22 protein-coding genes and 1 tRNA gene are annotated in these 21595 nt (G+C 67.6%); 14 read left to right on the top strand and 9 right to left on the bottom strand.

Annotated features, from left to right (window positions below; genetic code table 11):
- Complete coding sequence (locus ABIA65_RS07370; RefSeq protein WP_354523136.1) at nucleotides 1-597, top strand: cysteine hydrolase family protein; 597 nt, start codon at nucleotides 1-3, stop codon at nucleotides 595-597.
- A gap of 33 nt (nucleotides 598-630) precedes the next feature.
- Here the strand turns inward: ABIA65_RS07370 and ABIA65_RS07365 are convergent, their stop codons facing one another.
- Nucleotides 631-999, bottom strand: a complete 369-nt coding sequence (locus ABIA65_RS07365) for a SpoIIAA family protein (RefSeq protein WP_354523135.1) — start codon at nucleotides 997-999, stop codon at nucleotides 631-633.
- A 121-nt stretch (nucleotides 1000-1120) separates the two neighbouring features.
- Between ABIA65_RS07365 and ABIA65_RS07360 the strand changes: the two genes are divergently transcribed.
- Together ABIA65_RS07360 and ABIA65_RS07355 are read left to right on the top strand one after the other, a co-directional pair.
- Entirely contained in the window at nucleotides 1121-1774 is a 654-nt protein-coding gene (locus ABIA65_RS07360) for a pyridoxamine 5'-phosphate oxidase family protein (protein WP_354523134.1), read from the top strand.
- Between the two features lie 51 nt (nucleotides 1775-1825).
- Nucleotides 1826-2296 (top strand): Rrf2 family transcriptional regulator, encoded by a 471-nt coding sequence (locus ABIA65_RS07355; protein WP_241403968.1) that lies wholly within the window; start codon nucleotides 1826-1828, stop codon nucleotides 2294-2296.
- A gap of 7 nt (nucleotides 2297-2303) precedes the next feature.
- Here ABIA65_RS07355 and ABIA65_RS07350 read toward each other — a convergent pair whose 3' ends face one another.
- Nucleotides 2304-2693, bottom strand: coding sequence for a VOC family protein (locus tag ABIA65_RS07350; protein WP_241403971.1), 390 nt, complete (start codon nucleotides 2691-2693; stop codon nucleotides 2304-2306).
- Nucleotides 2694-2748: 55 nt separating this feature from the next.
- Between ABIA65_RS07350 and ABIA65_RS07345 the strand changes: the two genes are divergently transcribed.
- Complete coding sequence (locus ABIA65_RS07345; RefSeq protein ID WP_354523133.1) at nucleotides 2749-3771, top strand: nitronate monooxygenase; 1023 nt, start codon at nucleotides 2749-2751, stop codon at nucleotides 3769-3771.
- Nucleotides 3772-3788: 17 nt separating this feature from the next.
- Here the strand turns inward: ABIA65_RS07345 and ABIA65_RS07340 are convergent, their stop codons facing one another.
- From ABIA65_RS07340 to ABIA65_RS07330, 3 genes are read right to left on the bottom strand one after another with little or no spacing between them, the layout of a single operon-like run.
- Nucleotides 3789-4700, bottom strand: coding sequence for a DUF4097 family beta strand repeat-containing protein (locus ABIA65_RS07340; RefSeq protein ID WP_354523132.1), 912 nt, complete (start codon nucleotides 4698-4700; stop codon nucleotides 3789-3791).
- A gap of 21 nt (nucleotides 4701-4721) precedes the next feature.
- Nucleotides 4722-5366: a response regulator transcription factor gene (locus tag ABIA65_RS07335; protein WP_354523131.1), complete on the bottom strand. Its 645-nt coding sequence runs from the start codon at nucleotides 5364-5366 to the stop codon at nucleotides 4722-4724.
- The gene (locus ABIA65_RS07330; protein ID WP_241403975.1) at nucleotides 5354-6667 is read right to left on the bottom strand and encodes a sensor histidine kinase; all 1314 of its coding nucleotides are present in this window, start codon (nucleotides 6665-6667) and stop codon (nucleotides 5354-5356) included. The genes ABIA65_RS07335 and ABIA65_RS07330 overlap by 13 nt, the downstream gene beginning before the upstream one ends.
- A gap of 152 nt (nucleotides 6668-6819) precedes the next feature.
- Between ABIA65_RS07330 and ABIA65_RS07325 the strand changes: the two genes are divergently transcribed.
- The gene (locus ABIA65_RS07325) at nucleotides 6820-7245 is read left to right on the top strand and encodes a DoxX family protein (RefSeq protein WP_241403976.1); all 426 of its coding nucleotides are present in this window, start codon (nucleotides 6820-6822) and stop codon (nucleotides 7243-7245) included.
- Between the two features lies 1 nt (nucleotide 7246).
- Here the strand turns inward: ABIA65_RS07325 and ABIA65_RS07320 are convergent, their stop codons facing one another.
- The gene (locus ABIA65_RS07320; RefSeq protein WP_241403977.1) at nucleotides 7247-7660 is read right to left on the bottom strand and encodes a VOC family protein; all 414 of its coding nucleotides are present in this window, start codon (nucleotides 7658-7660) and stop codon (nucleotides 7247-7249) included.
- Nucleotides 7661-7724: 64 nt separating this feature from the next.
- On the opposite strand from ABIA65_RS07320, the gene ABIA65_RS07315 reads away from it, so the two are divergent.
- Complete coding sequence (locus ABIA65_RS07315; protein ID WP_241405547.1) at nucleotides 7725-8606, top strand: LLM class flavin-dependent oxidoreductase; 882 nt, start codon at nucleotides 7725-7727, stop codon at nucleotides 8604-8606.
- 10 nt (nucleotides 8607-8616) lie between these two features.
- Here ABIA65_RS07315 and ABIA65_RS07310 read toward each other — a convergent pair whose 3' ends face one another.
- The gene (locus ABIA65_RS07310) at nucleotides 8617-10185 is read right to left on the bottom strand and encodes a PucR family transcriptional regulator (protein ID WP_354523130.1); all 1569 of its coding nucleotides are present in this window, start codon (nucleotides 10183-10185) and stop codon (nucleotides 8617-8619) included.
- 78 nt (nucleotides 10186-10263) lie between these two features.
- Here ABIA65_RS07310 and ABIA65_RS07305 point away from each other — a divergent pair, with 78 nt between their 5' ends.
- From ABIA65_RS07305 to ABIA65_RS07290, 4 genes are all read left to right on the top strand, one after another.
- Nucleotides 10264-11625 (top strand): MFS transporter, encoded by a 1362-nt coding sequence (locus tag ABIA65_RS07305; protein ID WP_241403979.1) that lies wholly within the window; start codon nucleotides 10264-10266, stop codon nucleotides 11623-11625.
- A 49-nt stretch (nucleotides 11626-11674) separates the two neighbouring features.
- A complete protein-coding gene (gene speB / locus ABIA65_RS07300; RefSeq protein ID WP_241403980.1) occupies nucleotides 11675-12688 on the top strand; it encodes an agmatinase in 1014 nt (337 codons plus the stop codon).
- A 105-nt stretch (nucleotides 12689-12793) separates the two neighbouring features.
- Entirely contained in the window at nucleotides 12794-13642 is an 849-nt protein-coding gene (locus ABIA65_RS07295; protein WP_241403981.1) for a cutinase family protein, read from the top strand.
- A gap of 74 nt (nucleotides 13643-13716) precedes the next feature.
- Entirely contained in the window at nucleotides 13717-14991 is a 1275-nt protein-coding gene (locus ABIA65_RS07290) for a hypothetical protein (protein WP_354523129.1), read from the top strand.
- 11 nt (nucleotides 14992-15002) lie between these two features.
- Here the strand turns inward: ABIA65_RS07290 and ABIA65_RS07285 are convergent, their stop codons facing one another.
- Both ABIA65_RS07285 and ABIA65_RS07280 read right to left on the bottom strand, forming a co-directional pair.
- Nucleotides 15003-15842 (bottom strand): thioesterase family protein, encoded by an 840-nt coding sequence (locus ABIA65_RS07285; protein WP_354523128.1) that lies wholly within the window; start codon nucleotides 15840-15842, stop codon nucleotides 15003-15005.
- Nucleotides 15843-15919: 77 nt separating this feature from the next.
- Nucleotides 15920-15992 (bottom strand) — tRNA-Arg (locus ABIA65_RS07280).
- A 137-nt stretch (nucleotides 15993-16129) separates the two neighbouring features.
- On the opposite strand from ABIA65_RS07280, the gene argS reads away from it, so the two are divergent.
- The 4 genes from argS to thrC are packed head-to-tail and all read left to right on the top strand — an operon-like array spanning nucleotide 16130 to nucleotide 21583.
- Nucleotides 16130-17782, top strand: a complete 1653-nt coding sequence (argS, locus tag ABIA65_RS07275) for an arginine--tRNA ligase (RefSeq protein ID WP_354523127.1) — start codon at nucleotides 16130-16132, stop codon at nucleotides 17780-17782.
- Entirely contained in the window at nucleotides 17779-19203 is a 1425-nt protein-coding gene (lysA, locus tag ABIA65_RS07270; RefSeq protein WP_354523126.1) for a diaminopimelate decarboxylase, read from the top strand. Before argS ends, lysA begins: the two co-directional genes overlap by 4 nt.
- Entirely contained in the window at nucleotides 19200-20516 is a 1317-nt protein-coding gene (locus tag ABIA65_RS07265; protein WP_241403986.1) for a homoserine dehydrogenase, read from the top strand. Before lysA ends, ABIA65_RS07265 begins: the two co-directional genes overlap by 4 nt.
- Nucleotides 20513-21583 carry a threonine synthase gene (gene thrC / locus ABIA65_RS07260; RefSeq protein WP_241403987.1) on the top strand — a complete coding sequence of 357 codons (1071 nt, stop codon included), beginning with the start codon at nucleotides 20513-20515 and terminating at the stop codon, nucleotides 21581-21583. The genes ABIA65_RS07265 and thrC overlap by 4 nt, the downstream gene beginning before the upstream one ends.
- The last annotated feature ends 12 nt before the right edge of the window (nucleotides 21584-21595 follow it).

Below are 21595 nucleotides of genomic sequence, written 5' to 3'. Positions count from 1 at the left end.
ATGACGAGACCCACTTTGCGCGAACTGACCAGCCTGCCCAGTCAGCCCGCAGCGCTGGCCGACTCGACACTGATCCTCATCGACTGTCAGAACACCTACACCCAGGGCGTGATGGAACTCGACGGTGTGGCCGCCGCCCTCGACGAGGCCGCCGCGCTGCTGGACCGCGCGCGCTCGGCAGGCATCCCCGTCATCCACATCCAGCACAACGGTGGGCCCGGCTCGCCGTACGACATCGAGGCCGAGATCGGCGCGATCGCCGATGTGGTGGCGCCCCGCGAGGGTGAGGCCGTGGTGGTCAAGCAGTATCCGAACTCATTCGTGGCGACCGACCTCGACGACCGGCTCAAGGCGCTCGGGGCGCGCAATCTGGTTCTGGCCGGGTTCATGACGCACATGTGTGTGAACTCCACAGCGCGCGGTGCGTTCAACCTGGGCTACGCACCGACGGTCCCCGCGGCGGCGACCGCCACCCGTTCGCTACCCGACGTCAGCGGAAACCCGGTGTCCGCGGCGGTCATGCAGGCCGCCAGCCTGGCCGCGATCGCCGATCTGTTCGCCGTCGTGGTGCCCGGCGGCTCGGCCATCCCGGACTGACACCGCCCACTGCGGCATCACCCGGCCCGGCGCTCAGCCGGCAGCCCACTCCTTGGCGCGCTCGAGCTCGTCGATACCGAACACGGCCAGTTCGCCGGGGACCACCCACGCCAGTGCATGCAGCGTGTGGCTGACCCACTCCTTGTCGGAGACGACCGCGATTCGCTTGAAGGCCGAGTGGTGCTGGAGGAGCGCGCCGAAACCCAGCTTCAGATCCTCGGCCAACCCGCCCGGCCCGAAGCCCTCGTAATCGGAGGCAATGACCTCCACGATTCTGATCTCGCCGGTGCCGAGGAGTTCCTCCATGGCCGGTCGGAACTTGCGTAGGTCGTCGCCGGCCAGTCGTCCGGACACCCGGATTCCGGTCACGCCATCCGGCATGTCGGGCAGAATCTCAATCATCTCAAAACACTAGTCCGGTGGGGGAGGGTGCCGCACGGAACTGCGGCCGCGGACGAGATGCATTTGTGGGCGGGATCGAGCAGGATCGATCGATGGGCACAGTGAACTGCGAACCGATTCGATGACTCAACCCTCGACGCGTGTCACGCGGCTCGATGAGTTGCAGACCACCTCCCGCGCCAGCCTCGACGAGCTGCTCGCCAGCACGCCCCTGGCCACCGTCGCGCTGGTACGTGACGGGCATCCCGTCGTCTTTCCGACCGGGTTCGCCCGTGTCGCAGACGATCTCGTCATTCATGGCTCCACCGGTTCGCCGTGGCTGCGGGCGCTGGCCGCGGGTGCCCCCGCGGCGGTGTCGGTGACGACGCTGGACGGTGTCGTGGTGGCGCGAAGCGCGTTCGAGTCCTCGTTCCGCTACCGCAGCGCCGTTCTGTTCGGTGTCTTCGAGCCGGTCCCCGAGGCCGATCACGTCGCCTACCTCGAGGCGCTCACCGATGCGTTCATCCCCGGTCGCGTCGCCGAACTTCGGGCCAGCAACCGCAAGGAACTCGCGGCGACGCTGGCGCTGCGGATGCCGATCGCTGAGGACAACTGGTCGCTGAAGGTCAGCGATGGGTGGCCCGATGACCCCGACGAGGACGTCGCGGGCGACGCGTGGGCCGGGGTGGTGCCGATGACGGTCGCCTACGGGGCGCCACAGGCCGCACCCGATCTCACCCCGGGTATCGCGATGCCGGCCTCGATTCGTGCGATGACGGAGCGGCCAAACCGGTAGCGAGGTCCGCGCCTGCACGATTCGTGGACCCTCGGTGGCACAATGCGCAGCATGCGGATGTCGGCCAAGGCGGAGTATGCCGTTCGGGCGATGGTCCAGCTTGCGACCGTCGACGCCGACGCGCTGGTGAAGACCGACGATCTGGCCAAGGCGCAGGGCATCCCGGCCCAGTTCCTGGTCGACATCCTGACCGCGCTGCGCACCGACCGGCTGGTCCGCAGCCACCGCGGCCGTGACGGCGGGTATGAACTGGCGCGGCCGGCCGCTGAGATCAGCATCGCCGACGTGCTGCGCTGTATCGACGGCCCGCTGGCCAGCGTGCGCGACATCGGGCTGGGCGACCTGCCGTACTCGGGGCCAACGGCCTCACTGACCGACGTGTGGCGGGCGCTGCGCGCCAGCATGCGGTCGGTGCTGGAGGAGACCAGCCTGGCCGACGTCGCGACGGGTTCGTTACCCGCGCACGTCGCCCAGATGGCGGGTGCCTACATCGATCAGGAGGAGAAGCGCGGGCACGCCTGACGGGTGCTCAGCCGCCAGAGCCGTACGGCCGGGTGATGATCTCCAGGTAGTGCCCGGAGGGATCCTGGAAGTACACGCCGCGACCACCGTCGTTGTGGTTGATCTCGCCGGGGTGTTGGCCGCGAGGGTCGGCCCAGTGCTGCAGCTCCCGCTGGCGAATGCGGCCATAGATGTCGTCGAACTCGGCCTCGGACACCAGGAATGCGTAATGCTGCGGGTGGATATCCGCGTCCGCAGGGGCCTGGGCGTAGTCCAGGCTGGCACCGTGATCGATGGTCACCGCCAGGAACGGCCCGAACTCCTTTGCGTCGGGCAGTCCGAACATCTCGGTGAAGAACTTCGCGGACTCCGTGCGGTCCCGTGAGGCGACGATGGTGTGGTTGAACGTGATGGCCATGTCGATCCAGTGAACCACCGCGCACGAAGCCACCGCAACGATGCACGATGAAGTCATGCACAACGACGTTCTCGACCTGCGATCGCTGGCGGTCCCCGTGATCGCCGCACCAATGGCAGGTGGTCCCAGCACGCCCGAACTCGCCGCGGCCGCAACCAATGCGGGTGGCCTCGGTTTCCTGGCCGCCGGGTACCTCACCGCTGAGACGCTCGCCGAGCGGATCGCCGCCGCGCGCGCCCTGACATCGGGACCCCTGGGGGTGAACCTGTTCGTGCCACAGGCCAGCGTCGCGGCCCACGACGCGATCCACCGCTATGCGGCCACCCTCGAGGACGAGGCGAGTCGGTATCACGCCAAGCTCGGCGAGCCCCGCTACGACGACGACCACTGGGCAGCGAAGCTCGAGGTCGTGATGGACCTGCGGCCCGACGTGGTGTCGTTCACCTTCGGGCTGCCCGACGCCGAACAGTGCAGCCGGCTGCGGGCGCTGGGCATCGCGACCGTCGCGACGGTGACCACGCTCGCCGAGGGCGAGGCGGCGGTCGCCCGCGGTGTCGACGTGCTCGCCGCGCAGGGGCCCAACGCGGGCGGACATCGCGGCACGCTCGATGCCGCCGCGACGCCGCCGACGCAGCCGCTCGACCAGCTGCTGCGCGCCACCACCATCCGCCTCGGCGTGCCCGTCATCGCGGCGGGTGGCCTCATGACCGCTGTCGACGTCGCCGATGTGCTCGCGTACGGCGCGGTGGCCGCGCAACTGGGGACGGCGTTCCTGCTGGCCGACGAGGCGGGTAGCAGTCCAGTGCACCGCGCCGCCCTGCAGGACCCGCAGTTCGGTGAAACCGCTGTCACGCGTTGCTTCTCGGGCCGGTACGCACGCGGGCTGCGTAACCGCTTCATCGACGAGCACGATGCGGCCGCCCCGTTCGGCTATCCGGAGATCCACTATTTGACCAGTCCACTGCGCGCCGCGGCGGTGCGGGCGGGAGACCCGCACGGCGTCAATGTGTGGGCGGGCACCGGGTTCCGCAAGGCCAAGGCAGCCCCTGTCGCCGACATCATCGCGTCGGTGGCCTGAGTGCCGATCTGACGGGCTCAGCGGTGCCGTCCGGCCCCGGCTCCCTCGACGACCACGTCGCCCTCGTCGGACCGGGCCGTGATCTGGGCCGCCGCCCGCGCGGGGTCGGTGGTCTCCGGCACCCGCACCCGGGCCGAATCGCCCGACGCGCGGACCAGGTATGGCCCGGGGGTCGGCAGTGAGATCGCGATGTCACCGGTGCGGGTGGACGCCTCGACGGTGCGCGGCGGGGCCTCCTTGAAGTCGACCGATATCTCGCCGTCGACGGACTCGGCCACGAATGACTCGCTCACCGAGATGGGGTCGCGGGTGAGGACGGTGCCGTCCTGGCCCGTGACATCGATGCGCCGCGCTGCGCCGCTGAGGATCACCGCACCGTAGGTGTTGCTCGCGACCAGGCTGTCGAGGTCGGCCTGCACCAGCAGCACGCCCTTGTCCTGCGTCGTGGTGACCGACAATCGGCGCGCCATCTCGGGCGGCAGGGTCACGGTGATCTCGCCGGCCCGGCCCCATCCCATGAACTCGGGTGTCACACCGTTGACGGTGATCCGGGTCGTCTGCGCGTCCTGGTCCACCCGCAGGGTGCGCTCGCCCGAGCGGGCGGACTTCAACAGACGCATCGAGACCCGCGGCTCGCGCGCGTCACGGTCGGTCCTCAGCCGCAGCGCCGCGGGAACGTCGCCCGTGTCGATGACGAGTGACCGGGTGTCGGAGGGGAACGCCGTCTCGTCGGCCACTACCCGGAACGTGCTGACACCCCAGGCGGTTGCGCCGAGCGACAGGACGGTGCCGACCACCACGACGGAGGCGGCGATGACGAGGAACACGCGCACGGCGGTCCGGCCGCCCGGCGTCAGGGGCGGGGGTGCTGCCGAGACCGGCGGCGCGGCAGGGGGAGCCGGGGGAGGTGGGGGAGCGATGATCGTCACGGTGAAATACCTTTCAGCGATTCAGGATTCGAGGTAGCGCAGGACCGCGAGCACACGGCGGTTCTCGCTGTCGTCGGGTGCGAGATCGAGCTTGGTGAAGATCGAGGCGATGTGCTTCTCGGCCGACCCGACCGACACGTGCAGGGCTGCGGCGATCGCCGAGTTCGTGCGGCCCTCCGAGATCAACTGCAGGACCTCGGTTTCCCGCGGGGTGAGTGCGTCGAGTGCCGAGCGGCGACGTGACCGGACCAGGATCTGTGACACGACCTCGGGGTCGAGCACTGTGCCGCCGCTGCCGACGACCTCGACGGCGTCGAGGAACGCGGGCACGTCGGCGACCCTGTCCTTGAGCAGATAGCCGAAACCCCTGGTGTCCGAGGCGATCAGGTCGGTGGCGTAGCGCTCCTCGACGTAGTGCGACAGCACCAGTACCGGTGACTCGGGGTTCTGGGAGCGCAGGAGCGCCGCGGCGCGGATGCCCTCGTCGGTGAACGTCGGTGGCATTCGGACGTCGACGATCGCGAGATCCGGCCGGAGTTCGTTGACGATGTTGAGCAGGTTGGTCGCGTCGGACACGCCGGCGACCACGTCGTGGCCAGAGTCGGTCAGGATCCGCTCGATGCCGGCCCGAAGCAGCGCGGAGTCCTCGGCGATCACGATGCGCATGGCAGGACCGCCGTCACGATCGTCGGGCCGGTGACCGGGCTGGACACCGAGAATGTGCCGCGTGCGGCGCGCACTCGATCGCCAAGACCGCGCAGACCCGTCGCGTCGTCGGGGGCGGGTGCCTCCGCGCCCCCGACACCGTCGTCGAACACCGACACGTACAGGGTCTGGGCGGGCTCATCGAGACGCACCGTCACCACGGCCTGGCTGGCCTGTGCGTGCTTGGCGACGTTGGTCAGGGCCTCGGCGACGACGAAGTACGCCACGGACTCGACCTCCTCGGGCAGGCGCCGCGGCAGGTAGACATTCAGCGTGGTCGGCACCCCCGACGTCTGCATGCGCTGTACGACCGACGACAGCGCGGCATCCAGACCGCGGTCGGCCAGGATGGTCGGCGCGATGCCACGAACCACATTGCGCAACTCCACCAGCGCGCTCTTGGCGTCGTCATGCGCCTCGCCGATGAGGGCGCGCGCCTGCGGCAGGTCGGTGTCGAGCTTGGTCTGGGCCAGCCCGATCGTCATGGCAAGCGAGACGAGGCGGGGCTGCACACTGTCGTGCAGATCGCGCTCGATGCGATTGCGCTCGGCCTGCGCCGAGGACACGGCGCCGGCGCGGGCGTCGGTGAGCGCGTCGACCTCGTACTGGAGCGCCTCGGTCGGCGAGGCGGGGAGCAGCCACCGATCGATCGACGCGTCCACGGCGGGGGCGAACACCACGATGGCCGCGGCCGCGGCCAGCGCGACGATGGCCAGTACCCAGGCCAGCGGCGGGGACAGGAAGGACAGTCCGGCCGCGTCGTCGCTGTTGCCGATCGCGGTGGCGACCGCGGGCGCTGCGAAGGCGAACACCACCAGGACCAAGGCGATACCGGTGGCCAGCAGGTCATAGATCATGCGGAGGTAGTGGTGCGCGAACGCCTTCCAGAACCGTGCGCTGCTGATGTCCAGCCACAGCTGGTGGCACCAGCCCTGAAAGCCGTTGTGGTGCGACAGCTTGCGTGCAGGCACGGGAATGCCCAGGCCGAACACCGCCTCGCTGCGCACGCGTTCGACCCAGTCGACGCCGCGGATCAGGTAGACGAACACGACCGCCGCCACCAGGAAGCCGATGATCGACGGGATCGAGGAGAAGGCGATGACCATGATCGCCAACGGAATCCAGAACCAGACGACACCGATTGCGGCGCCGGTGATCATCGACGCCGACGGCACCAGACCGATGGGACGGCTGGGTTTCGCGGTATCGATGGTCACCGGTGGGCCGGTGAGCGTGTCGGGGGGTGTGGTGACTGCAACCATGCCTTCAACCTATGGATGATCCGGCAGATGCAACACCGCGATCGCCCGAGAACTCTGCGGGGGTTAACCCCCGCAGCATGCGCGCGATGAGTTTTCGTGGCGAATCCGGTCTGCCCCAGTATCCGATCCGCCACTCACGCAGGAGAGCACCTATGAGCGCCACAGTCGACAGCACCGCAGCCGCCACCGGCTCGGCCCCACGGACCATCGCCAACAAGGTTGGTATCGCGATCAGCGTGCTCGTCGGCGCCTTCCTGGTGTTCGACGTCGTCGGCAAGCTGATGATGCCGACGCAGGTGGAGGCGGGAGTCGAGGATCTCGGGTTCCCCATCAGCCAGGCGCTGGTGATGGGACTCGTGCTGGCCGTGTGTGTGCTCGCCTACGCGGTTCCGCGCACGGCTGTGCTCGGTGCGCTGGGCATCACTGCGTATCTCGGTGGCGCCGTGACTGCGAACATGCGCATCGAGGCGCCGCTGTTCAGCCACACGCTGTTCGCCGTCTACCTCGGCGTGCTGATGTGGGTCGGGCTGGTGCTGCGGCGTCCGGAACTGCTGCGCGTCGCCGGCCTGCGTCGCTGAGTCACTTGCGCGCGATCAGTTCCAGCGCAATGCCGTCGGGATCGCGGAACTCCAGGATGTACCCGTGACTGATCTCCTTGATCGGCTCGCGGGTCACATCCAGTTCATCCAGAAGGGCTGCGGCAGAGACCAGTTCATCCCGGCTGCCGACGTGCAGGCACAGGTGGTCCAGGCCCACTCGATTCTCGTCGAATCGATCGTCGGCGACGGGACGCAAGCCGAGCAGGAACGCGCCGGTGTTGTACAGGACGCCGCCGAACAGGAAGCTCAGCTGCTCACGCGTGGCGTCATCGGCGTCCTCGGGCATCTCGACCGCGACGGGCCACCCGAACACGGCTTCGTAGAACTGGCGCGACCGCGCGATATCGGTGACGGTGAGCCGAATGTGTGCGATGGAGTTCGCGGTGATCGCCATGGGAATCATCGTGCCAGGCCCCGGTGCGGGCACGGCGTGCCAGAATCCCGATGTGCAAATTGGGATGACGATGCCGGTGATGGAGCCGAACCTCGACGCGGCGATGCTGCGGTCCTGGGCGCGGGTGATCGACGACGGGCCGTTCTCGTCGCTGTGCTGGGGCGAGCGGATGTGTTTCGACAATCCCGACTCGCTGACCCTGCTTGGCGCTTTGGCGGCGTGGACCGATCGGGTCCGACTGGTGACCACCGTCATCGTGCCGCAACTGCACGACCCGGTGATGCTGGCGAAGGCCCTGGCGACGGGCGACATGATCAGCGGCGGCCGCCTCACCGTCGGGATCGGGGTGGGCGGCCGGCACGAGGACTACCACGCCGTCGGCGCCGATCCCTCGACCCAGACGATGCGAGGTATGGCCGAGCGGGTCGCGATCATGAAGCGCGTGTGGGCGGGGGAGAAGGTCACCGAGTCCGTGCTGCCGGTCGGTCCGCCGCCCGTGCAGCATGGGGGACCCTCGCTCATGGTCGGAACCATCGGGCCCAAGACCGTGCGCAGCGCGGCGGCGTGGGCCGATGGCGTGGCAGGCACGATCCTCGATCTCGACCCCGTCAAGCAGAACGAACTGTTCGACGTCGCCAGGGAGTCATGGGCGGGCCAGGGTAAGCCGACGCCGCATCTCGCGACGTCGTTCTGGTTTGCCATCGGCGAGGGTGACGAGCCGCGGGCGCAGGTGCACCGCCACCTCCTCCGCTACATGAACTGGATTCCCGAGGAGTTCGTCGACGCCATCGCGCCGACCACCGGATGGTCCGGGACCGATGAGGAACTCGTCGAGGTGCTGCGGGGGTTCGAGGCGATTGGCACCGACGAGGTGCATCTCATCCCGACGAGCTCGGACATCGACCAGGTCCGGCGAGTGGCCGACGTGGTCAAGGAGTTCGTCTAGTCGGGTGTCTTCATTGGGCGTCGAGGAGTTCGGCTGCACGCAAAGCGGTCCACAGTTCGACGAGCGCCTCCGTGTCGGCAGGGTCGAGTCCCGTGAGTTGGGCGATGCGCTTTACCCGGTACAGCACGGTCTGGCGATGGACGTGCAGAGCCTCGGCGGTGGTCTGCCACGACCGGCGATTTCGCAGGAAGGCATCCAACGTCGTCACGAGGTCGGATTGGTGCTCAGCGTCGTAGCGCCGCAGCGGCTCGAGTACCCGGTCCACCAGCGCTCGCGCTTCGTCGACATCCGACAGCCCGATCCAGCGTGATTCGCGTCCGTAATGCGAGAGCACAGTGTCACGACGCTTGGCCAACGACAGCGCCCAGGTGGCCTCCCGGATCGCATCCTGAAACCGTGTCAACGAGTTCAGGCGCTGGCTCACGCCGATGCGTGCTGAACTTCCCAGTGATCGCGTGAGCACCCCTTCCCATCGCCCGTCACCGGACACAAGGGCATACATAAGGCCCTCCTTGAGGGTGATGAAATAGGGAATCGAGTTGCGCCACAACGCATTGTGAACCGTCAATGCCCGGCTTTCATCACCACTGCTGGCTGCGACCAAGACAGCATCAGTGGCCTGCAGGCCGACATCGCTCAGCGCGCGGCTCACCGATTCCACGTCTACGCGATTCTCGAGCAGGCTCGCGAGCAGGGTCGCCCCGTCGCGACGGGCGTGCTCGAGTACCAGGAGCGTTTCGGACAGCTCCAGGCTGACGACGGTGGCTGCGTGTTGGAGTTGGATGGGATCAACCCGGGAGTCGGTCGTGATCACGACCAGTGCAGCCCCGGGGTGTCGTTGGATATCGGTGAGTAGTGCGGCGCGGCCGTCGGCCGCGGGCAATCCAAAGGCGCCGGCGGACACATTCGTGGAACTAGTCGACAACTCGGCTACTGCGTTCTTGGTGATCGTGTCCAGTGGTGCGCTGCCGGGGAACCAGGGCTCGCCGGTTTCGCGGTCGCACACATAGAGCTGGCAGCCCAGTTCTCGGGCCAACGACTCGAACAACTGCGCTGACGGGGTGTTCGCGGCAATGTGGCGGCGCACCAGATCGTAGATCCGGACCGTGCGGGTTAAGCGCGTGGACTGGTCCAACAAGGTGGCCTCAGCCACTGCTCGCGAGATCGCCACGAACGGCAACGGGTACCGGATCTGCAACACCGGGAGGCCGAGTCGATCGCTTGCCCGGATGAACCGCCGCGTCAGCGGAGGGCAGTACATCTGCTCGCCGATCGCCAGGCCCGACGCGCCTACCTCGTTGAGCTTCTCCGCTAGAAGCTCTTGTCCGCCTGCTGTTTTGGGGAACGACAGTCCGTTGGTCATCAGTAGCTCGCCGCCGGTGATCCACCGCCACGGCTCCGGTAGGTCGGAGGTGTGCGTCCAGGAGATGGTTCGCTGGGAACCGGTCTCGCCGGCGAGGAATTCGAGGCCGAGGTGGGGGACATCAGCAAGCTCACCGACCGTGATTGCCACGGAGACCTCCCTGCGCTGTTTATACGTTCGCTCAACTGGGTTGCGTGCTGTTTGAGCGATTGTCACTCGACAATGACCGTAGCCGCCCACCAATCTGTGTGTCACCTCACATCGAGCATCGAGGCCAGTCCTACAGGGGAGCCAATGTCACAAGCCAGCCATCTCATCGACGATGCACCGATCACCGCCTTTCATAGAAAACTCACGCTGTATTCGTCGGGTGGCCCGTTCATCGACGGCTATGCGCTGTCGATCATCGGCGTCGCGCTGATCACGCTGCAACCGGCAATGAACCTGTCCACCACGGAGATCGGTTTGGTCGGCGCGTCCAGCCTGATCGGCATCTTCGTCGGTGGCGGGCTGTTCGGCTATCTCACCGACCGCATCGGCCGGCACATCATGTACATCGCGGATCTGCTTGCGCTGGCCGTCTTCTCGATCTTGTCGGCCTTTGCCGAGGAGCCGTGGCAGATCATCGCACTGCGGTTCCTTCTCGGTGTCGCCATCGGTGCCGACTATCCGATCGCCACATCGCTGCTCGCGGAGTTCCTGCCACGCAAACAACGCGGACGGTATCTCGGCGCGATGTTCGTGGTGTGGGCCGTTGGTGCCGCCGCCGCGTACGTCGTCGGCTACGCGCTCAGGGACTTTGGCCCAGACGCCTGGCGGTTGCTGCTGGCCAGCCCGGCGGTCTTCGCCATCATCACATTGCTGGCCCGCTTGGGCACACCGGAGTCGCCGCGCTGGCTGCTGAGCAAGGGCCGTGTCTCGGAGGCCGACGCCTCGATCAAACGCGCGTTCGGAGAACAGTTCTCGGTCAAGGACCTGCCACAGGAGAAGGCCGCCAAGACGTCGTTCCTGACGGTGTTCAAACCGCCCTATCTGAAGCGAACCATCTTCGTCAGCGTCTTCTGGACTGTGCAGGTTATCCCGCTGTTCGCGGTGTACACGTTCGCGCCCGAGCTGCTGGAATCCTTCGGCCTTGAGGGCGATTCGAACCTCTACGGGGGATCGCTCATCATCGCGATCCTCTTTGTGGTGGGCGGCATCCCGGGGTTGTGGCTGGTCGAGCGGATCGGCCGCCGCGCGTTGCTGATCGGATCCTTCGCGATCATTGCCATCGCGCTGGCAATACCCGCTGTCATCCCGGGCGTGCCGGCAACGGTGTTCTTCCTGGCGCTCGCGGTGTTCGCGGTGGCCTCCGGTGCCTCCAGCTTCTTGGAAGTCGTCTACCCCAACGAGTTGTTCCCCACCGAGGTGCGCGCGACGGCCGTGGGTGTGGGCACGGCGATGAGTCGGATCGGGTCGGCGGCGGGCACCTACCTGATGCCGATGGCGCTGGTGGCGATGGGTCCCGGCGGTGCACTGGGAATCGGTGCGGCCGTCACGGTGGTCGGCTTGCTGGTCGCCATCTTCATGGCACCCGAGACGCGCGGCGTGGCGTTGGCGGAGTGCGCGACCACCGATGACGACACCGCCCCTGAGGAGAGCGTGCGTCTCAGATGACGCGACTCCCAACAAGTCCCCTTTCAATAACTATCGTCAGGAGTGCTACATGACCGACAACAATCAGCTCGTGGGTGCGCTACCCGCGACCCAGGTTCCGCGCTACGCGGGCAAGGGCACCTTCGCTCGGATCGCCGACATTCACGAGGTCAGTGATTACGACATCGCCATCCTGGGCGTGCCGTTCGACGGTGGCACGTCCTATCGTCCGGGCGCTCGGTTCGGCCCCATGGCGGTGCGGCAAGCGGCGCGCACGCTGCGGCCGGGGTTCCACGTCGAATTGGGTGTCGCCCCCTTGGAGTCGATGCAGATCGTCGACGCCGGTGATGTGTCGGTGACACCGTACGACATCGCCGAAGCATGCCAGCAGATCCAGAACCATGTGAGTGACGTCCTCGGGGGAGGTGACCGCCGGATCGTCTCGATCGGTGGTGATCACACCATCGCGCTGCCGAACCTACGTGCGCTGCACGCCAAGCACGGACCGGTGGCGTTGGTGCACTTCGATGCTCACCTGGACACCTGGGACACGTACTTCAACGCGCCAGTCACTCACGGCACGATCTTCCGCCGCGCGTTCGAAGAGGGATTGCTCGTTGAGGATCATTCGATCCACATCGGGATCCGCGGACCGATCTACGACCAGGCCGACTTGAGCGATGACGCAGGCATGGGGTTCAAGATCATTCGCGCCGGCGACCTTGACGTCATCGGCATCGAAGCTGCGGTCGACGTCGTACGTCGCCGGGTGGGTGACACGCCGGTGTATCTGTCGATCGACATCGATGTGCTGGATCCGGCGTTCGCGCCCGGCACCGGAACGCCTGAGTCCGGGGGACTCAGCGCGCGGGAACTGCTGCGCATGCTCCGCCAGTTGAGCGGGCTCAACCTGGTGGGAGCCGATGTCGTCGAGGTGGCACCGGCCTACGACCACGCCGAGATCACCAGTGTTGCGGCGGCAACCGTGGTGTTCGACCTGGTCTCGCTCATGGTGGCCGGCGCGCGCACCACTTCCGCTGTCACAGCGAATGGACCTGTCGCAGATGGGGCGTCCTCAACGTAGCGCTGGCTGGGCGGGTCAGTGGACCCATGGAGCTGTGGAGCAGGTAGCGCCCGACGTAGTTGCTGGCGCTGTAACGCACGACGGCCCGAGGGCGACGAACAAGTCGTGATCCGTCGTCTGTGCCTGCTCATCAGCCTCATCGGCGTGGCGTTCGCCGGCCTAGCCACCGGTACCGCCGCCGCGGCGCCCGCGTGCCCCGACTTCCACTGGATGGGTGCCGCGGGCTCCGGGCAGCGTGACGGTGCCAAACTCGCCGCGAACGGCGGTATGGGCGATGTGGTCTATCAGTCGTATCAGCAGCTGCAGGGTGCGCTGGCCCAGAACGGCCAGACGATCACGGCCGAGGCCATCGAGTACCCCGCCGCACCCGTGCCCGTTGAGGGTGGGCTCGGCGGCTGGATGGGCTTCATGGACAGTGTGGACGTCGGCACCGACGCCACCGAGGAGCAGTTCGCCGCCTTCACCGAGCAGTGCCCGACCACCAAGGTGATTCTGGCGGGCTACTCGCAGGGCGCCATGGTCATCCACCGCAACCTCTATGACCTGGCCGACAACCCGCAGGTGGCGGCCGCGCTGCTGATCGCCGACGGCGACCGCCTGCCCGTCGACACCACCATCGCCATGGGGTCGGCGGCCGCGACGGCCGGCGTCGGTCACGGGGTGGCCCAGGAACACTCGTTCCTGGCCGGGACCAACACCTCGATGCTGCCGTCCGAGATCGGCGCCCGCACGATCAGTGTCTGCGACGTCGGTGACCCGGTCTGCGACTACGACCCCGACACCAGCACGCTGTCGCCCGCCGAACTCGCCGTGCACACCGCCTACGCGCCGGCAGTCAGCGGCCAGCACGCCTGGGGGACACCGCTCTACTACCTGGTGTCCAGTCAGGTGGCGTCCAGCCCGGCTGCTGCTGACGAGCAGGTGCACATGACCGCGGCGCACGCCGGCGGCTGAGGCCCAACGCATCGGCGTGAACCCATCGCGCCGCCAATCCGTGTTACCTGTGTCACGTCGACCCAGGGGGCACCGTGCTGAAACGCAACCGCCGGTATGTAAGCGTCGCGATCAGGGGGATTGCCGTTGTCGGCATCGCCGCTATGGTCGCGCTCCCGCTGGCCCCGGGAGTTCAGGCGCAGTCGCCGCCGACCGTGACGCCGACCGTGACGCCGACCGTCACGCAGGACGTCCGACTGGCGGCCACGACGGTTCCGCCCGGTGGGCTCATCACCAGCTTCCTGGGCAATCAGGTCACCTACTGCTCGATCATCTGCCCACTTCTCGTCGACACCGCCGTGACGGCGATCGCCACGACACTGCAGACACCGGGTGTTCTGGCTGGCGCATTGCGGACGGGTGATCTGTGGAAGGCGATCGGCATCACCGCGGCGTCGGTGACCGGGCCCGTCAATGCCGCGGCGCAGGCGACCATCCTCGCCGATGGCTCCCTGGTGGCGCCGCGGGCGCTGAACGCGTTCGAGGTGGCTGTGGTCGGGTTGATGAACATCGTGCCCGCCGCGCTGGGCGGGCTACCCGGGATCGTCGCGGCCATCCAGACCGCCCGCCAGGACACGTTCACCGCGCTGAACCTGCCGATCGTGCCCAATCCCACGCCAACCGTCATGCCCCGCGGTGTCCTGCAGGTTGCCGTCGTCGGGGCCATCGATGTGGTCGGGGCGATCATCTTCCCGGCCTTCAACCACGTCCTGTCCGCCGTGTTCGCGGTCCCTGATGCCGTAGCCCAGGAACTGGCCGTGACCGGTGATCCGGTGCGAGCGCTCGCCGCGGGTTTCAACACCGCTGCCAGGGAACTGACCGCTGCAGGCACCGACATCGTGGATGCGGTGGTGACCGCGGTCAACAATGTGCGCACGGAAATCGAGCAGTCGCATCCGGCGAATCGGGTGGCGCCGCCGCAGGAGCGGAGTTCGGTCACGACGACGACGCCGAAGCGCCTAGTGCCGGACCCTGTGGTGCCGGGCCCTGTGGCGGCCGAACCGTCGCGCCATTCGGTCACGACGACCAAACACACCGACGATGGGATCGGCGGCACTCACCGGTCGCCCGACGCGACGCCCGGGTCACGCGACGTGATGTCGCAGCTCCGAGACACCGCGCGCGACGTCGTTGGGAAGCTCTCCGCAAGGCCTGACCACGCCGTGTCGGACCGGCCAGGCATCTCAGCGGCGACTGTCACCGACACCGACACCAAGGCGGATCACAAGGCCGACGGCGCAGACCGTTCACCGCGGGCGGAGTCGTCACACAAGGGTGCGGACAACGCGGGGTCGTCCCACGACGCATGACCTCATATCGGTCAGTTCAGACCGATATGCGGCGGCGGTCGGAACGCATCGGCGGGTTGACCGAGTGCCACGGCGATACTGCTGCCGATCGGGCCGTGTTCGTCGAACAGGGTCGCCGCGCCCGAGGCAATGCCCGCGTCACCGTGGTGGGCATGCGCGGCAAGCCCGATGTGGTCGCCTATTGGCAATCGGCTCAGCGATATCGTGAAGTCGGCGTTGATGTAGCGCAGACCCCCTGTGCCCCAATGGGTCAACGCGCTGGTGACATCGCCGGCCAGGGCGACCCGCGTGAACGGTGTCATCTCCACGTCCGCGATCAGCGGCCGGATCTCGCGCACCCAGGCGAACTTCTGGAAGCCCTCCTGCTCCCACTCGACGGACGTCCCGCCCAGCGTCCCCACGGCACCGGTGCTGCCGTACGCCCACAGCAGGAACGGCATCGTGGGCGCGGGGGCCACTGAGTCGTCGGGCAACGGTGGCATGGTCACCGGCTGCGACCACACCTGCCCCTCGGGGTGCTCGCTGCGGCGCAGCAACACCGCACTCGCTCGTGACACCACGTCGTCGCGTTGCAGAATCTCCGCGTCGACGACTTTGATGCGCTTGCCCTCGCGGCGGACGGTGGTGCGGATCTGGACGGGCTCCATGAACGTGGGACGCAGCAGGTCCACTGTCAGCCTGGCGGGTTGCAGCTGCGAGTCCGTCTGCTCGCGCTCGATGGCCCAGCCCAGGAGGCCGCCGACGATATGACCGCTGACGGTGGCACCCCACGGCCCCTGGGCCATCGGGCCGGGGACGAAACGGTCTCCGTCGACGGTGAAGAAGGCTTCCGGTTCGTCGGCAGTGCTCATTGCGCTCACGATAGGCGAGCGTGACCGAGCGTTGGATTCGACCGCATTGGCTGGTGACAGCCAATTTCTGAGGTGGGTGCCCCCGGCAGGAATCGAACCTGCGGCCTTCTGCTCCGGAGGCAGACGCTCTATCCCCTGAGCTACGGGGGCGCAAGCAACATGTGCTGCGCCGGTTGGGCCTCGATAGCCTAACTCATCGCCGCGGCCACATTCACGTCCCTGCCAGTGACCCGTCGACCGGAAACCGATTCGGGACGTGAGCACCCCAGACCATAGGATGGTCCCTCGTGACCCCCGCCGATCTGGCCGAGCTGCTCAAGACCACTGCCGCGGCCGTTCTGGCCGAGCGCGGCCTCGATGCCGCCGCTCTGCCGGCGACCGTGACGGTGGAGCGTCCACGCAACCCCGAGCACGGCGACTACGCCACCAACCTGGCGCTGCAGCTGGGCAAGAAGGTCGGCACCAACCCGCGTGAGTTCGCCGGGTGGCTGGTGACCGCACTCGCCGATGCCGAGGGCATCGCGGGTGCCGACGTCGCGGGCCCCGGATTCGTCAATCTGCGGATCGAGGCGTCCGCGCAGGGCGTCGTCGTCGCCAACGTCATCGCGGCGGGCGCCACCTACGGCCACTCCGCAGACCTCGCCGGGAAGCGGGTCAACCTCGAGTTCGTCTCGGCCAATCCGACCGGTCCGATTCACATCGGCGGCACCCGCTGGGCCGCGGTCGGTGACGCGCTGGGCCGGTTGCTGAGCACGCAGGGCGCAGAGGTGGTCCGCGAGTACTACTTCAACGACCACGGCGCTCAGATCGACCGCTTCACCAACTCGCTGATCGCCGCCGCCAAGGGCGAGCCGACACCCGAGGACGGTTACGCGGGCGCGTACATCGGTGACATCGCCGCCCAGGTTCTCATGAAGGCGCCCGATGCGCTCAGCCTGTCCGATGAGCAGCAGCGCGAGACCTTCCGTGAAATCGGCGTCGACCTGATGTTCACCCACATCAAGGAGTCGCTGCACGAGTTCGGCACCGACTTCGACGTCTACACCCACGAAGACTCGATGCACACGTCCGGCCGCGTCGATCAGGCCATCGCCAAGCTGCGGGAGACCGGCAGCATCTACGAGAAGGACGGTGCGACGTGGTTGCGCACCACCGACTTCGGTGACGACAAGGACCGCGTCGTCATCAAGAGCGATGGTCAACCCGCCTACATCGCAGGCGATCTCGCGTACTTCCTGGACAAGCGCCAGCGCGGGTTCGACCTGTGCATCTACATGCTGGGCGCTGACCACCACGGCTACATCGCGAGGTTGAAGGCCGCCGCGGCGGCACTGGGGGATGACCCCGACACCGTCGAGGTGCTCATCGGGCAGATGGTGAACCTGGTGCGCGACGGCCAGCCGCTGCGGATGAGCAAGCGGGCCGGCACCGTCATCACGCTCGACGACCTGGTCGAGGCCATCGGTGTGGACGCCGCACGGTATGTCCTCATTCGCAGCTCGGTCGACAGCCCCATCGACATCGACCTGGCTCTGTGGTCCAGCGCGTCGAGTGAGAACCCGGTCTACTACGTGCAATACGCGCACGCCCGGCTCTCGGCGCTGGCACGCAGCGCCGTCGAACTCGGCCTCTCACCTGCCACCTCGCACCTGGATCTGCTCGATCACGACCGCGAGGGCACGCTGATGCGGACCATCGGCGAGTTCCCCCGCGTGCTGAACACCTCTGTGTCCCTTCGTGAACCACATCGGGTGTGCCGCTACCTCGAAGACCTGGCCGGTGACTACCACCGGTTCTACGATTCCTGCCGGGTACTGCCGCAGGGAGACGAAGAGCCCGGCGATCTGCACGCCGCGCGGCTGGCCCTGTGCGCGGCGACGCGACAGGTCATCGCCAACGGCCTACAGATCCTGGGCGTGAGTGCACCGGAGCGTATGTGATGGCACATCCAGCTGGACCGCGGCACGCGGAGGACAAGCACCACGGTGGTGCTCCCGCGCGGCCGGTGTCGGTCACCGAGATGCTCACCATCGCCCCGAACGTGTGGCCGCGCAATGCCGTTCGCGGCGCTGATGGCGAGGTGTCCATCGCGGGAGTGCCGGTCAGCACCTTGGCCGCCGACTACGGCACACCGCTCTTCGTCATCGACGAGGCCGACTTCCGCAGCCGTTGCCAGGACATCGCCGCGGCCTTCGGCGGCGGCGAGCACGTGCGCTACGCCGCCAAGGCGTTCCTGTGCTCCGAGATCGCGCGCTGGGTCGACGAGGAAGGCCTTTCGCTCGACGTCGCCACTGGGGGCGAGCTCGCTGTGGCGTTGCACGCGGGATTCCCGGCGGATCGGATTGCGTTGCACGGCAACAACAAGTCGATCGCCGAACTCACCACCGCGGTGAAGGTCGGCGTCGAACACGTCGTGCTCGACTCCGTCACCGAGATCGAGCGGCTCGACGCGATCGCCGGCGAGGCGGGCATCGTCCAGGACGTCCTGGTGCGCGTCACCGTCGGCGTCGAGGCGCACACCCACGAGTTCATCTCGACCGCGCACGAGGACCAGAAGTTCGGGCTCTCGTTGGCCAGCGGTGCCGCGATGGACGCCGTCCGAAAGGTCTTCGCCACCGACAACCTGCGTCTCGTCGGCCTGCACAGCCACATCGGTTCGCAGATCTTCGACGTCGCCGGGTTCGAGATCGCCGCCCACCGGGTGATCGGCCTGCTGAAGGACGTGGTCGCCGAGTTCGGTGTCGAGAAGACAGCGCAGATGTCGATCGTCGACCTCGGTGGTGGCCTGGGCATCTCGTATCTGCCACAGGACGATCCGCCGCCGATGTCCGAACTCGCCTCGAAGCTCTGGGCCATCGTCCGCAGCGAGTCCGCCGCCGTGGGACTGCCCACGCCGCAGCTCGTCGTGGAACCGGGCCGCGCCATTGCGGGCCCCGGTACCATCACGCTCTACGAGGTGGGCACCGTCAAGGACGTCGCGATCAGCGCCACGGCGCATCGTCGCTACGTCAGCGTCGACGGCGGCATGAGCGACAACATCCGTACCTCGCTGTACGACGCCGAGTATGACGCCCGGCTGGTGTCTCGCCTCAGCGATGCGCCGCCGACGCTGGCCCGCATCGTTGGAAAGCACTGCGAGAGCGGCGACATCATCGTTCGAGACACCTGGGTGTCCGACGACATCACGCCTGGCGACCTTGTCGGAGTCGCCGCCACCGGCGCGTACTGCTACTCGATGTCGAGCCGGTACAACCTGCTCGGACGTCCCGCGGTCGTGGCCGTGCGGGACGGCGTCGCACGGCTCATCCTGCGGCGCGAGACCACCGACGACCTGCTGAGCCTGGAGGTAACGAACAAGTGAGCAAATCCATTGGCGTGGCCGTCCTCGGACTGGGCAACGTCGGCAGTGAAGTGGTGCGGATCATCGAGGACAGCGCGGCGGATCTCGCCGCGCGCATCGGAGCACCACTGGAACTGCGCGGTATCGGAGTGCGACGGGTGGCCGCCGATCGCGGCGTGCCCGTCGAGATGCTCACCGACGATATCGACGCCCTGGTGTCACGCGATGACGTCGACATCGTGGTGGAGCTGATGGGACCGGTCGAACCGGCTCGCAAGGCCATCCTCAACGCGCTCGAGCACGGCAAGTCGGTCGTCACCGCCAACAAGGCGCTGATGGCCCAGTCCACGGGCGAACTCGCTCAGGCCGCCGAGAACGCCAGGGTGGACCTGTACTTCGAGGCCGCGGTCGCGGGCGCCATCCCCGTGATCCGCCCGCTCACGCAGTCGCTCGCCGGTGACACGGTGCTGCGGGTCGCCGGAATCGTCAACGGCACCACCAACTACATCCTCTCGGCGATGAACGACACCGGTGCCGACTACGCGTCCGCGCTTGCCGACGCCAGTGCGCTCGGTTACGCCGAGGCCGACCCGACCGCCGACGTCGAGGGCTACGACGCCGCCGCCAAGGCCGCGATCCTCGCGTCCATCGCGTTCCACACTCGGGTCACCGCCGATGACGTGTACCGCGAGGGCATCACGAAGGTCTCCGCCGAGGACTTCGAGTCGGCCAAGGCGCTCGGCTGCAACATCAAGCTGCTCGCCATCTGCGAGCGGATCACCACCGGCAAGGGCAAGCAAAAGGTTTCGGCCAGGGTCTACCCCGCGCTGGTGCCGTTGGACCATCCGCTGGCCACGGTCAACGGTGCGTTCAACGCCGTGGTGGTCGAGGCGGAGGCGGCCGGTCGGCTCATGTTCTACGGCCAGGGTGCCGGTGGTGCGCCCACGGCCTCGGCAGTGATGGGCGACCTGGTGATGGCTGCCCGCAACAGAGTGCAGGGTGGTCGTGGACCGCGGGAGTCCAAGTACGCCAAGCTGCCAATCGCATCCATCGGCGTCATCCCCACTCGCTACTACGTGAACATGAACGTCAAGGACCGTCCCGGCGTGCTGTCGGCTGTGGCAGCGGAGTTCAGCAAGCGCGAGGTCAGCATTGCCGAGGTGCGCCAGGAGGGCATCGGCGACGACGGGGGTGGCCCGACGGGCGCCCGCATCGTTGTCGTCACTCACCAGGCGACCGATGCAGCGCTGTCGGAGACAGTTGAGGCGCTGGCCGATCTCGAAGTCGTGCAGACCATCAACAGCGTGCTTCGCATGGAAGGAACAACCGCATGAGTGCCGTGCACACACCGTGGCCCGGCCTGATCGCCGCGTACCGGGACCGGCTGCCCGTCGCCGACGACTGGACGCCCATCACGCTGCTAGAGGGCGGCACGCCGCTGATCCACGCCAAGCGCCTGTCCGAACAGACCGGCTGCACAGTGCATTTGAAGGTCGAGGGGCTCAACCCCACCGGCTCGTTCAAGGACCGCGGTATGACGATGGCGGTCACCGACGCACTCGCCCGCGGGCAGAAGGCCGTGCTGTGTGCCTCCACCGGCAACACCTCGGCATCGGCAGCCGCATACGCCGCGCGGGCGGGCATCACGTGCGCCGTGCTCATTCCGCAGGGCAAGATCGCGATGGGCAAGCTCGCGCAGGCCGTCATGCACGGCGCCAAGATCATCCAGATCGACGGCAACTTCGACGACTGTCTGGAACTGGCCCGCAAGATGACCGCGGACTTCCCGACCATCGCCCTGGTCAACTCGGTCAACCCGGTCCGCATCGAGGGGCAGAAGACCGCCGCCTTCGAGATCGTCGACGCGCTGGGTACGGCTCCCGATGTGCATGCCCTGCCCGTCGGGAACGCGGGCAACATCACCGCGTACTGGAGGGGCTACTCGGAGTACCACCGCGACGGACTGTCCGACCGGCTGCCGCGGATGCTCGGCACACAGGCAGCGGGCGCGGCACCACTGGTGCACGGCGCGCCGGTGAGTAACCCCGAGACCATCGCCACGGCCATCCGGATCGGCTCGCCTGCGTCGTGGAACTCCGCGGTCGAGGCCCAGCAGCAGTCCAATGGTCGGTTCCTGGCGGCCACGGACGAGGAGATCCTCGCCGCCTACCACCTGGTGGCACGCAGCGAGGGTGTGTTCGTAGAGCCCGCGTCGGCGGCCAGCATCGCAGGCCTGCTGAAATCGATCGAGGACGGTTGGGTCAAGCCCGGCTCCACCGTTGTCTGCACCGTCACCGGCAACGGCCTCAAGGATCCCGACACCGCGCTCAAGGGCATGCCCGACGTGACGGCGGTGCCCGTCGATCCCGTCGCCGTGGTCGAGCAACTCGGTCTGGCCTAGCAGCGGAGAATC

The organism is Mycolicibacterium sp. 624 (genome assembly GCF_040548615.1).
In the GTDB taxonomy this organism is placed as follows: Bacteria; Actinomycetota; Actinomycetes; order Mycobacteriales; family Mycobacteriaceae; genus Mycobacterium.
This window is presented reverse-complemented; position numbering and strand designations above follow the sequence as displayed.